This is a genomic window from Agromyces sp. NPDC058126 (assembly GCF_042884595.1).
Classification (GTDB): Bacteria; Actinomycetota; Actinomycetes; order Actinomycetales; family Microbacteriaceae; genus Agromyces.
This window is the reverse complement of sequence record NZ_JBHVTS010000002.1, coordinates 767,355-779,158: the sequence shown is the minus strand read 5'-3', so window position 1 is coordinate 779,158 and position 11,804 is coordinate 767,355. Positions and strand designations below refer to the sequence as shown.

The following is an 11,804-nucleotide window of genomic DNA, read 5'->3' as shown; positions in this document are numbered from 1 at the left end:
CCATCGGAACACACAGCATGCGCCTGCACCGGGCGCAGCGGTCACGAAAGGTTTCCGATGAAGCTCAGCACCAAGACCTGGCCCGCACTCGCCGCGGCCGCCATGCTCGCCGTCGGCCTCGCAGCCTGCGCGTCGCCCTCCGCGGCCGAGGACACCGCGGCCGGCGACTCGGCAGTGAAGTTCGCGGTCGACGAGAACACGCTCGTCTTCGGCGTCGTGCCCGACTCGGTCGACACCGAGACGAACTACCAGCCGCTCATGGACTACATCGCCGCCGAGACCGGCAAGACGGTCGAGTACCACGAGTCCACCGACTACGCCGCCCTCATCGAGGCCGCGGTCGCGGGCAAGATCGACGTCGCGAGCTTCTCGGGATTCACCTACGTCACGGCGACGAACAACGGCGCCGCGATCACCCCGATCTCCTCGATCATCACCGAGGAGGGCCAGGAGCCCGGCTACTACTCGCAGGCGATCGTGCCCAAGGGCTCCGGCATCACCGACCTCGCCGGCTTCAAGGGCAAGAAGGTCTGCTTCGTCGACCCGTCGTCGACTTCGGGCTACCTGTTCCCGAGCTACAACCTGCTGAACGAGGGCATCGACCCGAAGACCGACGTCACCCCGGTGTTCGCGGGCAAGCACGACGTCTCGGTCACGAAGACCGGCGAGGGCGTCGAGTGCGAGGCGGGCTTCGCCGAGGACAGCGAGGTCGCCAAGAGCGACAAGGTCGAGGTCATCGCCGAGACCATGGTGCCGGGTGCCCCGATCGTCGTCTCCGACACGCTCCCCGAGGAGCTCAAGACCCAGCTGACCGAGATCCTCGGCGAGGTCACGATCGACCAGATCATCGAGTCCGGCGTCGAGTCGGCCGACAGCGACGCCTTCCGCAGCGTGTTCTACGCGACGCTGCCGGTCGACGACGAGTACTACGACACCATCCGCGACATCTGCGAGAAGACCGAAGCGGAGCAGTGCCAGGGCTGAGCCACCGGCACTGAACGCGCACGGACCACGGAACGGACACGAGGCCTGAGATGAACGAGACCAACCCAGCCGACGCCGACGTCGTCATCGACGTCGAGCGGCTCACGAAGGAGTTCGGCTCGACCGTCGCACTGCGGGATGCCGCGCTGCGGGTCGAGCGGGGGGAGATCGTCGTGCTGCTCGGCCTCTCGGGCTCGGGCAAGTCGACGCTGCTGCGTCACCTCGACGGCCTCGAGATCCCGACCGCCGGATCCGTGCGCGTGCTCGGCCAGGAGGTGCCGCGCCTGACCGGCCGGCGCCTCCGGGCCCTGCGCAGCCGCATCGGCTTCGTCTTCCAGCAGTTCGAACTGGTGCCGTCGCTGACGGTGCTCGAGAACGTGCTCACGGGTGCGCTCGCCGAGCTCCGCGGGCCTCGCCTCGGGCTCTGGAGCTACCCGAAGCGGCTGAAGCTCGCCGCGCTCGGTCACCTCGACCGGGTGGGCCTGCTCGACCGTGCGTACCAGCGCGCGGACACGCTCTCGGGCGGGCAGCAGCAGCGCGTCGCGATCGCCCGCGCCCTCATGCAGGACCCCGAGATCCTGCTCGCCGACGAGCCCGTCGCCTCGCTCGACCCCGAGTCGAGCGAGCAGGTCATGGCGCTCATCCGCGAGATCGCCATGGACGCCGGGCTCACCGTCGTCTGTAGCCTGCATCAGGTCGACCTCGCCCTCTCGTGGGGCGACCGCATCGTCGGCCTCCGCCACGGCGAGGTCGTGCTCGACACCCCGGCCGAGGGACTCTCGAAGGCCGAGGTCATGGAGATCTACGGTCGCGTCGCGACCGCCACCGCCGAGCTCGAGGCCATCGAACGCGAGCTCGTCGACGAGCTCGGCGCTGCGGATGCCACGGCGCACGAGCCCTCCGCTGCGACCGAGCCGCTCGTGGCCGCAGGCCCGAACCGGGTGCGCTGATGTCGACCCTCGTCGCACCGTCGCGACGGCCGGCCGAGGCATCCGACGCCCGTTCGATCGCCGAGCGCACGCCGAAGCGCCGCCGCTCGCCCGAGCGGATCGCCGCGTCGCTCACCCTCGTGGCGATCGTCGTCGCCGCGATCGTCGCGCTCGCCGACTCGGGCATCTCGATCCCGAGCATGGTCGAGAGCTGGGGCAACGCCGAGCGCTTCTTCGCGCGCGTCGGCCCGATCAGCTTCCCCGAGCCCGCGCAGCTGCTCTACCTGACCGCGCTCACCGTCGGGCTCGTGCTCTGCGGCACGCTGCTCGCCGCGGCGATCTCGGTGCCGGTCGCGTACCTCGCCGCGTCGAACACGACGCCGGGGGCGGGCTGGCAGGCGTTCGGACGCTTCGTCACGGTGCTGACCCGTGCGATCCCCGACGTCGTGCTCGCGATGGTCTTCGTGCTCATGTTCTCGCTCGGCGCGCTGCCCGGCATCCTCGCCATCGGCATCCACTCGATCGGCATGATCTCGAAGCTCTTCGCCGACGCGATCGAGCAGATCGACGAGGGGCCGAGGCTCGCGATCCGAGCCGCCGGCGGCTCGAAGTGGCAGGAGTTCACGAGCGGGATCCTGCCGCAGGTGCTGCCGTCGTGGGTCGCGACCGTGCTGCACCGCAACGACATCAACCTGCGCGGCTCGGTCGTGCTCGGCTACGTCGGCGTGGTCGGCCTCGGCATGGAGATGTCGTTCGCGTTCAAGTCGCTGAACTACTCGCTCGGCCTCGGCATCGCCCTCGTCATGTTCGCGCTCTGCATCGTGATGGAGGTCGTGTCGAGCGTGGTCAGGTCGGCCATGCTCGGCGTGACGCCGACGGGGCGCAGCCTCGGCGCGCGGCTCGCGCGTCGGATGCGCCCCTCGCCCTCGTCGCGTGACCTCGACACGACTCCGTCGTCGGCAGCTCGGCCGGCGCTGTCGCTCGAGGCGGCGCTCCGTCGCCCCTGGGATGCGGTGCGGATCCGCAACACCGTCTGGGGCTGGGTGGCGCTCGCGGTCGTCGTCGGCAGCGTGCTCGTCTGCAACATCCAGTGGGGCGACCTCGTGACCTTCTGGGCGAAGGTGCCCGCCATCGCGGTGCAGTTCTGGCCGCCGGACTTCGGCAACTACGACGCCGCGACGATGTTCGGCGCGATGGGGCAGACGATCGGCATCGCGCTCGCCGCGACGCTGCTCGCGATCGTCGTCTCGGTGTTCGTCGGCTCGCTCGCCGCCCGCAACGTCGCGCCGAACGGCACGGTGCGCACCTCGATGCGGCTGCTGCTCGTCGTCATCCGCGGCATCCCCGAGGTGATCCTCGCGATCGTGCTCATCGTCATCACCGGACTCGGTGCGCGGGCGGGCACCCTCGCGCTCGCCTTCGGCGGCATCGGCCTCGCCGGCAAGCTCATCGCCGACTCCTTCGAAGAGGTCAAGTCGGGGCCCGAGCGCGCGCTCCGTGCGACCGGTGCGAGCCGCTCGCAGGTGTACGCCTCGGCGACCCTGCCGCAGGGCACGCGGGCGCTCATCGGCCACAGCTTCTACCTGCTCGACACGAACATCCGGGCCGCGACCATCCTCGGCATCGTCGGCGGCGGCGGCATCGGCTACTACCTGCTGAACGCAGGCCAGGGCTCGAACTACCAGGTGGTCACCGCGATCGTGCTCATGATCCTCGCGACGGTGCTCGTGGTCGAGAGCCTCGCGATGTGGATGCGACGGGTGTTCCGATGAGCGGCTACGACGTCGCCGTCGTCGGCTCGGGCGTCGTCGGGCTCGGCGCCGCGCTCGCCGCGCACCGCCGGGGCCTGCGCGTCGTGGTGCTCGAGCGCGGCAGCGAGCCGAGCGGCGCCTCGATCCGAAACTTCGGGCACCTCTGCTTCACGCCGCAGCACGGCGCCGCCCGCGAACTCGCGCTCGCCTCGCGCGAGGTCTGGCTCCGGCTCGCCCGCGACGCCGACGTCTGGCTGCGGGAGTCGGGCACGCTCGTCGCCGCCCGCCACGACGACGAGCTCGAGGTGCTCGCCGAGCTCGCCGCGCTGCGCGGCGACGACGAGGTGGTGCTGCTCGACGAGCACGACGCCGCGGCACGGATCCCGCTCGCCCCCGGCACCGCGGTCGGCGGGGCGTTCCTGCCGCGCGACCTGCAGGCGAGTCCGCGGCAGGCGCTCGGCGCGATCGCCGGGCACCTCGAACGCGAGGGGGTCGAGTTCCGCCGCCGCACCGCGGTCGGCCGGGTCGGCAGCGGCCGGGTCGAGACGAGCCGCGGGCCGATCGACGCAGGCGAGATCGTCGTCGCCGTGAACCACGACCTCGACCAGCTGTTCCCCGATCTGGCCGAGGAGCGCGGGATCGTGCGCTGCGCACTCGACATGCTGCGCGTCGACGCCGGTCTCGCCGCGCCGCTCGCCGCGCCCGTGCTCACCGGCTGGTCGCTCGTGCGCTACGGCGCCTTCGCGGCGACCGAGGCCGCCCGCCGCCTGCGCGAGCGGCTGCACGCCGAGCGCCCCGACCTCGCCGCCCTCGACCTCAACCAGATGTACACCCAGCTGCCCGACGGCTCGCTCATCGTCGGCGACACCCATTTCCGGGGCGCCACGGTCGCGCCGTTCCAGAGCGAGGCCGCCTTCGAGGCGCTGCTCGCGGAGGCCGGCTCGTTCTTCGGCGTGCCGCGCCCGCGCGTCATCGAGCGCTGGCAGGGCGTCTACGCGAGCGGACCGGAGGAGTTCCTCGTCGAGCGCCCCGAACCCGGTGTCCATCTCGCCGCCGCGACGACCGGCATCGGCATGACCTGCGGGCTCGGACTCGCCGAGCGGGTCGTCGGCCGCGCCCTCGAGTCGCCCGAGCCCGCTCCGGCTCCGGCTCCCATACCCGTCCACCGATGACCGACCAGCGGTCCACCACGCGACCCCGAACCACCTCACCGAAAGGCCGATCATGACCATCGACACCGACATCTCCGCAGACGAACTGGCCGAGTTCGACGAGTTCGCCGAGCTCGCCGACCCCGACGACGTCGACGAGGAGGGCGAGATCGAGCTCATCGTGCTCGACATGGCCGGCACGACGGTCGCCGACGACGGCGTGGTCGAGCGGGCGTTCGCGCTCGCCGCCGAGCGCAGCGGCATCGCCGCGGGCGATGGCTTCGCCGAGGCGCTCGACTACGTGCGCGAGACGATGGGCCAGTCGAAGATCGAGGTGTTCCGCGTGCTCGCGAACGGCGACGAGGATGCCGCGCAGCACGCGAACGCCGAGTTCGAGGGCGCGTACGCCGAGCTCGTGGCGAGCGAGGGCGTCGCCGAGATCCCGGGCGCCGCGCGCGTCATCGAGCGCCTGCGCGAGGCCGGGGCATCCGTCGTGCTCACGACCGGGTTCTCGCCCGTCACCCGCGATGCGATCCTCGACGCGCTCGACTGGCACGGCCTCGCCGACCTCGCCCTCTCGCCGGCCGACGCCGGCCGCGGGCGCCCGCACCCCGACCTGCCGCTCACGGCACTGCTCCGCACGGAGACGAGCGCGGTCGAGGCGATGGTCGTCGTCGGCGACACGGTGAGCGACATCGAGTCGGGGACAGCGGCGGGCGCCGGGCTCGTCGTCGGGGTGCTCACGGGAGCGCACGACCGCGACGCACTCGAAGCGGCCGGCGCCGACGCCGTCATCGAGAGCATCGCCGAGCTGCCCGGGCTGCTCGGCCTGCACGGCGAGTAGGCGCGCGATGCACACCGTGGTGCGAGTCGCCGGGCCCGACCTCATCCTCCGGCCGGCCCCCGTCGCGATGGTCTGGTACGAGCCGGGCCGACCGCACGAGGCGCTCGCGGCGCCGGGGGTGCACCTCTCGCCGGGGGAGGCCCTCGTCGAGGTCGAGCTCGCCACCGTCTGCGGCTCGGACGTGCACACCGTCCGCGGCGACCGCCCCGCGCCGGCGCCGCTCGTGCTCGGGCACGAGCAGGTCGGGCGGGTCGTCGCCGTCGGCGACGGGGCGGTGCGCGCCGACGGCGACCCGCTCGAGCTCGGCGACCGCGTCGTCTGGTCGGTCGCGGTGAGCTGCGGCGAGTGCGACCGCTGTCGCCGGGGTCTCAGCCAGAAGTGCCGCTCGCTCGCCAAGTACGGGCACGAGCGGGTACACCGCGGCTGGGAGCTCTCGGGCGGCTTCGCCACGCACGTGCAGCTTCGGGCGGGCACCGCGGTGGTGCGCGTCAGCGAGGAGCTGCCGGCGCTCGTCGCCGCGCCCGCGTCGTGCGCGACCGCGACGGCGGTGGCCGCGCTCGATGCGGCCGCGGCGCACGTGCCGCTCGCGGGTGCGCCGCTGCTCGTCACCGGCGGCGGCATGATCGGCCTCAGCGTCGCCGCGATCGCGAGCCAGGCCGGCGCCGAGGTCGTCGTCTCCGATCCGGATGCCTCGCGGCGGGTGCTCGCCCGCAGGTTCGGCGCGCGAGCGGTCGACCCCGCCGCGACGCCGGGCGACGGCGAGCACCTCGACACCGTGCTCGCGGAGTTCGCCGCGCAGGGACGCCCCGAGCTGCTGATCGCCGTCGAGGCTTCGGGTGCGGCGCCCGCCGTGCGCACCGCGATCGCCGCGCTCGGCGTCGGCGGGGTCGCGGTGCTCGTCGGCAGCGTCTCGCCCGGCACCGAGGTGCGGCTCGACCCCGAGACGGTCGTGCGACGCCTCGTCACCGTGACGGGGGTGCACAACTACACGCCCGATCAGCTCGCCCGCGCGGTCGCGTTCCTCGAGCGCTCGTGGAGGTCGACGCCGCTCGACGAACTCGTCGGTGCGACGCACGCGCTCGACGAGCTCGACCTCGCGCTCGCCGAGGCGGCGACGGGCGAGCACGTGCGCGTCGGGGTCGCACCGGGGCGCCGGCCGCTCCACTGAGCACGGGGGATTTCCGCTCGGACGGCGATCGCGGGAACATGGGGGCATGACCGCCCGCGTTCCCGCGATCGCGCCCGCCCGTCCGGGCGGTGCACGATGACGGATGCCACGGGCCCGGCCCCCGACCCGCTCGAGCAGCTTCGTGCGATGCTCGCCGACGCGGCCGCCCGCCTCGCCGCCGCGCACGCCCGTGACGAGGTGCTCGCCGAGCTCGTGCAGCCGAAAGCGGTGCTCGGCATCGCCCGGGCGGTGCGCATGGCGGACCGCGGTCGCGTCTGGCGGCTCGGCGTGCTGCTGCTCGCCGCCGACGGCGGGCTGCACGCGACCGGCCACGTCGTGCGCGCCGAACGCCCCGCACGTCGCAGCGTGCTCGCGGCGAGCGTCGCCGAGCACCGCGCCTGGCAGGCGGCCGCGGTGAAGGGCGGCATCGCCGAGGGCGAGACCGTCAACTTCGATGCGCCCCCGGTCGACCTCGCCGAGCTCGCGCGCGACGGGGCATCCGGGCCGGTCGTATTCGACGGCGAGGTCGTGCGGGTGCGCTGGAACCCCCGTCAGCCGAGCGCCCTCGCCGAGCTCGACCGCTATCTCGACGACCGCGTCGGGCTGCTCGTCGATCCGCCGGGCGGCAGCAGCTGATAGCGTCGATCCTCGTGTGTAGCCAATTCGCCACGATGATGATCGCGCGGCCCCGCACCGCCTAGAGGCGGAGCGACCCGATCATCCACGTCACTCCGCCTCGGCCATGACCATGGCCGCGGTGCGATCTCGCGTACCCGGCCGACCATCTTCGGCAGCGGAGCAGACTCTTGCGCACACGCGAACACCCGTCCACCCCTCGTCCCACCCCGACCCGCCACGGCGGCCGTCAGGAGCTGGGGCAGAACTTCCTCGTCGATCGCGCCGCGATCGACCGACTCGTCGGCCTCGCCGCCGCGACCCGGGGCCCGATCGTCGAGCTGGGCGCCGGCGGCGGCGCCCTCACCGATCCGCTGGCGCGCCTCGGCCGGCCGCTCACGGCGCTCGAGCTCGACCCCGGTCGCGCCGAGTCGCTGCGGCGCCGGTTCGGTGCCCGCGTCACCGTCGAACAGGCCGACGTGCTTCGCTGGCGGTATCCGGCCACGCCGCATGTGGTCGTCGGCAACGTCCCGTTCCACCTCACGACGGCGATCCTGCGCTCGCTCCTCGAACGGCCCGGCTGGACCGACGCGGTGCTGCTCACCCAGTGGGAGGTCGCCCGCCGCCGCTGCGGGGTCGGCGGCTCGAGCCTGCTCACCGCGCAGTCGGCGCCGTGGTTCGAGTTCCGGCTCGACGGGCGGGTGCCGGCGCGGGCCTTCCGGCCGATGCCGGCGGTCGACGGCGGGCTCTTCAGCGTGCAGCGCCGGGCGACCCCGCTCGTGGCACCGGTCGAGCGGCGCGGCTACTGCGGATTCGTGGCCGCGGTGTTCCGCGGGCGAGGGCGCGGCATGGGGCAGATCCTCACCCGGACCCCGCGGCCCATGAGCGGAGGGCAGGCGCGCTCGTGGCTCGCGCGGCGCGGCCTCGCCCGCGACGTGCTGCCCGGGCGGCTCACCGCCGAGGACTGGGCCTCGCTCTGGCAGGAGGTGCGGCGGCGCTGAGCGGGCTCAGCGGCGCCAGTCGCGTCGATCGTCGTCAGCCGGCGGGCGCAGGCGGAACGCCTCGCGCATGCGCTCGCCGGGCGGCGCCTTGATCGCGCGGATCACGACGCCGATGAGGATGATGACGGCGAAGAGCGCGATCGCCCCGCCGAGGAGCATGCCGTAGAAGGCGAAGTCGTTCATCTCGTGTGCTTCCTGTCGTTCGTCGTCTGCCCGCCGTGCTCCTGCTCCTGGATGGACTCGATGATCGAGTCCTGCAGGCCCCGCTGGCCGGTGTGCAGCTCTTGGTACACCTCGCCGGCGCCGGCGAGCGGGCCGAAGGCCCCGCGCATCCGCTGCCCTCGGGGCGCTCGCACCGCGCGCACGACCATGCCGACCACGAGGGCGACCGCGAACAGCGCGATCGCGCCGCCCATGATCAGGCCGGGGACTCCGAGTGCATCGGCCATTTCGTCGCCGGGCTCAGAATCCGAAGAGCGTGACCGGCCCGAGGCGCTCGTCGCGCAGCGCCTCGAGCACGCGCAGCTCGTGCGGCACGACGGGCTCGGGCAGCGCGTCGAGCGGGAACCACTCGAGCGCCGCCGCCTTCTGCGTCTCGAGGAGCCGCGGCTCGCCCGTCCACTCGCCGACCTCGAAGAACACGTCGAAGCGCTGCTCGATCGGGCGGCCGCTGCCGTCGGTGCGGTGCATGAGCGTCAGCAGCCCGAGTGCGTCGGCCGAGACCTCGACGCCGAGCTCCTCGCGAGCCTCGCGCGCCGCGCCCGCGAGCAACGACTCGCCGGCCTCGACGTGACCCGCGGCGCCGAACGCCCAGTGCTCGTCGTAGTACCCGGTGCCGCGGCGCAGCTGCAGGAGCACCTCGTCGCCGCGGCGCAGCAGCACGTACGCCGCCGGCACGACCGTGAATCGCCCGTGGGTCGACGCGTACGCGTCGGTGTACCGCTCGGTCTCGGTCATGGGGCCTCGATGCGCTTCGCTGCTCGACCGCCGGTCAGTAGCCGACGACCGGCCCGAACGCGTCGGCGAGCGGGGCGCGGTTGACGGTGCGGAGCTCGTCGATCGAGACCGTGAACGCGTCCTGCACCTCGAGGGTGCCGGAGGCGGCGTCGGTCACGCCGATGCGGCGGACCGGGTAGCCCCGGCCCTCGCAGAGCCCGCGGAACTTGACGTCGTCTTCACGGGGGACCGTGACGATGACCCGACCGGTCGACTCGCTGAACAGCGCGGTCGCGAGGTCGATGCCGGCATCGGCGACGACCTCGCCGAGGAACACGCGGGCGCCGACGCCGAAGCGCGACACCGCCTCGGAGAGGGCGATCGCGAGGCCGCCGTCGGAGAGGTCGTGCGCCGAGTCGATGAGGCCCTCGATCGCCGCCGCGTTGAGCAGCTCGGCGAGCGTCTTCTCGGCGGCGAGGTCGACGGCCGGCGGGCGACCGCCGAGGTGGCCGTGCACGACGCCGGCCCAGGCGGAGCCGTCGAGCTCGGCCGCGGTGTCGCCGAGCAGGTAGATGTTGTGACCCTCGTCCTGCCATCCGCTCGGGATGCGGCGGGCGACGTCGTCGATCACGCCGAGCACGGCGATGACGGGCGTCGGGTGGATCGGGACGTCACCGGTCTGGTTGTAGAAGCTGACGTTGCCGCCGGTGACGGGGATGCCCAGCTCGAGGCATCCGTCGCTGAGGCCCTCGACGGTCTCGGAGAACTGCCACATGACCTCGGGGTTCTCGGGCGAGCCGAAGTTCAGGCAGTCGCTGACGCCCATCGGCACGGCGCCCGTCACGGCGACGTTGCGGTACGCCTCGGCGAGGGCGAGCTTCGCGCCCTGGCGCGGGTCGAGCTGCGAGTAGCGGCCGTTCGCGTCGGTCGCGACCGAGACGCCGAGGCCCGACTCCTCGTCGACGCGCACCATGCCGGCGTCGTCGGGGTAGCTGAGCGCGGTGTTGCCGAGCACGTAGTTGTCGTACTGGTTGGTCACCCACGCGGCATCCGCCTGGTTCGCCGAGCCGACGAGCTTCAGGAACTGCTCGCGGATCTCCTCGGGCGTCGCCGGGCGGTCGAGCTTCGCGGCCGTGTCGGCCTGCAGTGCGTCGATCCAGGTCGGGTAGGCGACCGGGCGCTCGTAGACCGGGCCGTCGACGGCGACGGTGCGCGGGTCGACGTTCACGATCTCCTGGCCGTGCCACATGATCGACAGGCGGCCGGTGTCGGTGACCTCGCCGAGCACGCTCGTCTCGACGTCCCACTTCTCGACGACCTTCAGGAAGCCTTCGAGCTTCTCGGGCTTCACGATCGCCATCATGCGCTCCTGGCTCTCCGACATGAGGATCTCCTCAGGGGTGAGCGTGGGGTCGCGGAGGAGCACGTCGTCGAGCACGATCGACATGCCGCCGTCGCCGTTCGACGCGAGCTCGGAGGTCGCGCACGAGATGCCGGCGGCGCCAAGGTCTTGAATGCCCTCGACGAGGTCGTTCTGGAAGAGCTCGAGGCAGCACTCGATGAGCACCTTCTCGGCGAAGGGGTCGCCGACCTGGACCGCGGGGCGCTTCGTCGGGCCGCCCTCGGCGAAGGTGTCGGACGCGAGGATCGACGCACCGCCGATGCCGTCGCCGCCCGTGCGGGCGCCGAACAGCACGACCTTGTTGCCCGCACCCTTCGCGTTCGCGAGGTGCAGGTCTTCGTGGCGGAGCACGCCGACCGCGAGCGCGTTGACGAGCGGGTTCGCCTGGTAGACGCCGTCGAACCAGGTCTCGCCGCCGATGTTCGGCAGGCCGAGGCAGTTGCCGTAGAAGCTGATGCCCGAGACGACGCCGTGCACGACGCGCGCGGTGTCGGGGTGGTTGATGTCGCCGAAGCGCAGCGCGTCCATCACGGCGACCGGGCGGGCGCCCATCGAGATGATGTCGCGCACGATGCCGCCGACGCCGGTCGCGGCGCCCTGGAACGGCTCGATGTACGAGGGGTGGTTGTGCGACTCGATCTTGAAGGTGACGGCCCAGCCCTCACCGATGTCGAGCACGCCGGCGTTCTCGCCCATGCCGACCATGAGGTGCTTCTTCATGTCGGGCGTGACCTTCTTGCCGAACTGGCGCAGGTAGATCTTCGACGACTTGTACGAGCAGTGCTCGCTCCACATGACCGAGTACATCGCGAGCTCGGCGCTCGTGGGGCGGCGGCCCAGGATGTTGCGGATGCGCTCGTACTCGTCGGGCTTCAGGCCCAGCGCCGCGTACGGCTGCTCCTTCTCGGGGGTCGTGGCCGCGACCTCGACGGTGTCGAGCACCGCGGTCGTCGGTGCAGCGATGTTTGCGGGGGTGTTGATGGTCACGAGTGGCGAGCTCCAGAAGACGGCGGCGAGGCGGAT

General features: G+C 72.6%; 12 protein-coding genes. 8 read left to right on the top strand and 4 right to left on the bottom strand.

What is annotated here, in order from left to right:
* Positions 1-57 precede the first annotated feature (57 nt).
* The 8 genes from ACFVTR_RS08810 (at position 58) to erm (ending at position 8,443) form a co-directional block, all read left to right on the top strand.
* Positions 58-984 (top strand): phosphate/phosphite/phosphonate ABC transporter substrate-binding protein, encoded by a 927-nt coding sequence (locus ACFVTR_RS08810; RefSeq protein WP_387036540.1) that lies wholly within the window; start codon positions 58-60, stop codon positions 982-984.
* Between the two features lie 50 nt (positions 985-1,034).
* Positions 1,035-1,934: a phosphonate ABC transporter ATP-binding protein gene (gene phnC / locus ACFVTR_RS08805; RefSeq protein WP_387036538.1), complete on the top strand. Its 900-nt coding sequence runs from the start codon at positions 1,035-1,037 to the stop codon at positions 1,932-1,934.
* A complete protein-coding gene (gene phnE, locus ACFVTR_RS08800; RefSeq protein WP_387036536.1) occupies positions 1,934-3,685 on the top strand; it encodes a phosphonate ABC transporter, permease protein PhnE in 1,752 nt (583 codons plus the stop codon). Before phnC ends, phnE begins: the two co-directional genes overlap by 1 nt.
* Positions 3,682-4,836, top strand: coding sequence for a TIGR03364 family FAD-dependent oxidoreductase (locus ACFVTR_RS08795; RefSeq protein ID WP_387036534.1), 1,155 nt, complete (start codon positions 3,682-3,684; stop codon positions 4,834-4,836). The genes phnE and ACFVTR_RS08795 overlap by 4 nt, the downstream gene beginning before the upstream one ends.
* Before the next feature lie 52 nt (positions 4,837-4,888).
* Positions 4,889-5,659, top strand: a complete 771-nt coding sequence (locus tag ACFVTR_RS08790; RefSeq protein ID WP_387036532.1) for a phosphonatase-like hydrolase — start codon at positions 4,889-4,891, stop codon at positions 5,657-5,659.
* 7 nt (positions 5,660-5,666) lie between these two features.
* Positions 5,667-6,827, top strand: coding sequence for an alcohol dehydrogenase catalytic domain-containing protein (locus ACFVTR_RS08785; protein WP_387036530.1), 1,161 nt, complete (start codon positions 5,667-5,669; stop codon positions 6,825-6,827).
* A 96-nt stretch (positions 6,828-6,923) separates the two neighbouring features.
* Positions 6,924-7,463 carry a hypothetical protein gene (locus ACFVTR_RS08780; protein ID WP_387036529.1) on the top strand — a complete coding sequence of 180 codons (540 nt, stop codon included), beginning with the start codon at positions 6,924-6,926 and terminating at the stop codon, positions 7,461-7,463.
* Positions 7,464-7,633: 170 nt separating this feature from the next.
* Positions 7,634-8,443 (top strand): 23S ribosomal RNA methyltransferase Erm, encoded by an 810-nt coding sequence (gene erm, locus ACFVTR_RS08775; RefSeq protein ID WP_387036528.1) that lies wholly within the window; start codon positions 7,634-7,636, stop codon positions 8,441-8,443.
* Positions 8,444-8,449: 6 nt separating this feature from the next.
* Here erm and ACFVTR_RS08770 read toward each other — a convergent pair whose 3' ends face one another.
* Genes ACFVTR_RS08770 through purL form a run of 4 tightly spaced genes read right to left on the bottom strand, consistent with a single transcriptional unit; the run spans position 8,450 to position 11,768 of the window.
* Positions 8,450-8,626 carry a hypothetical protein gene (locus ACFVTR_RS08770; protein WP_387036526.1) on the bottom strand — a complete coding sequence of 59 codons (177 nt, stop codon included), beginning with the start codon at positions 8,624-8,626 and terminating at the stop codon, positions 8,450-8,452.
* Complete coding sequence (locus ACFVTR_RS08765) at positions 8,623-8,892, bottom strand: hypothetical protein (RefSeq protein WP_387036525.1); 270 nt, start codon at positions 8,890-8,892, stop codon at positions 8,623-8,625. The genes ACFVTR_RS08770 and ACFVTR_RS08765 overlap by 4 nt, the downstream gene beginning before the upstream one ends.
* A 13-nt stretch (positions 8,893-8,905) precedes the next feature.
* On the bottom strand, positions 8,906-9,400 hold the full coding sequence (locus ACFVTR_RS08760; protein WP_387036524.1) for an NUDIX domain-containing protein: 495 nt from the start codon (positions 9,398-9,400) through the stop codon (positions 8,906-8,908).
* Between the two features lie 34 nt (positions 9,401-9,434).
* The gene (gene purL / locus ACFVTR_RS08755) at positions 9,435-11,768 is read right to left on the bottom strand and encodes a phosphoribosylformylglycinamidine synthase subunit PurL (protein WP_387036522.1); all 2,334 of its coding nucleotides are present in this window, start codon (positions 11,766-11,768) and stop codon (positions 9,435-9,437) included.
* Between the last annotated feature and the right edge of the window lie 36 nt (positions 11,769-11,804).

Bases quoted from the DNA above. Each gene is read 5' to 3' on its own strand.
- ACFVTR_RS08765 (WP_387036525.1), bottom strand. From the start codon at position 8,892: ATGGCCGATGCACTCGGAGTCCCCGGCCTGATCATGGGCGGCGCGATC.
- phnC (WP_387036538.1), top strand. From the start codon at position 1,035: ATGAACGAGACCAACCCAGCCGACGCCGACGTCGTCATCGACGTCGAG.
- ACFVTR_RS08760 (WP_387036524.1), bottom strand. From the start codon at position 9,400: ATGACCGAGACCGAGCGGTACACCGACGCGTACGCGTCGACCCACGGG.
- ACFVTR_RS08770 (WP_387036526.1), bottom strand. From the start codon at position 8,626: ATGAACGACTTCGCCTTCTACGGCATGCTCCTCGGCGGGGCGATCGCG.
- ACFVTR_RS08795 (WP_387036534.1), top strand. From the start codon at position 3,682: ATGAGCGGCTACGACGTCGCCGTCGTCGGCTCGGGCGTCGTCGGGCTC.
- ACFVTR_RS08790 (WP_387036532.1), top strand. From the start codon at position 4,889: ATGACCATCGACACCGACATCTCCGCAGACGAACTGGCCGAGTTCGAC.
- ACFVTR_RS08780 (WP_387036529.1), top strand. From the start codon at position 6,924: ATGACGGATGCCACGGGCCCGGCCCCCGACCCGCTCGAGCAGCTTCGT.
- ACFVTR_RS08810 (WP_387036540.1), top strand. From the start codon at position 58: ATGAAGCTCAGCACCAAGACCTGGCCCGCACTCGCCGCGGCCGCCATG.
- ACFVTR_RS08785 (WP_387036530.1), top strand. From the start codon at position 5,667: ATGCACACCGTGGTGCGAGTCGCCGGGCCCGACCTCATCCTCCGGCCG.
- phnE (WP_387036536.1), top strand. From the start codon at position 1,934: ATGTCGACCCTCGTCGCACCGTCGCGACGGCCGGCCGAGGCATCCGAC.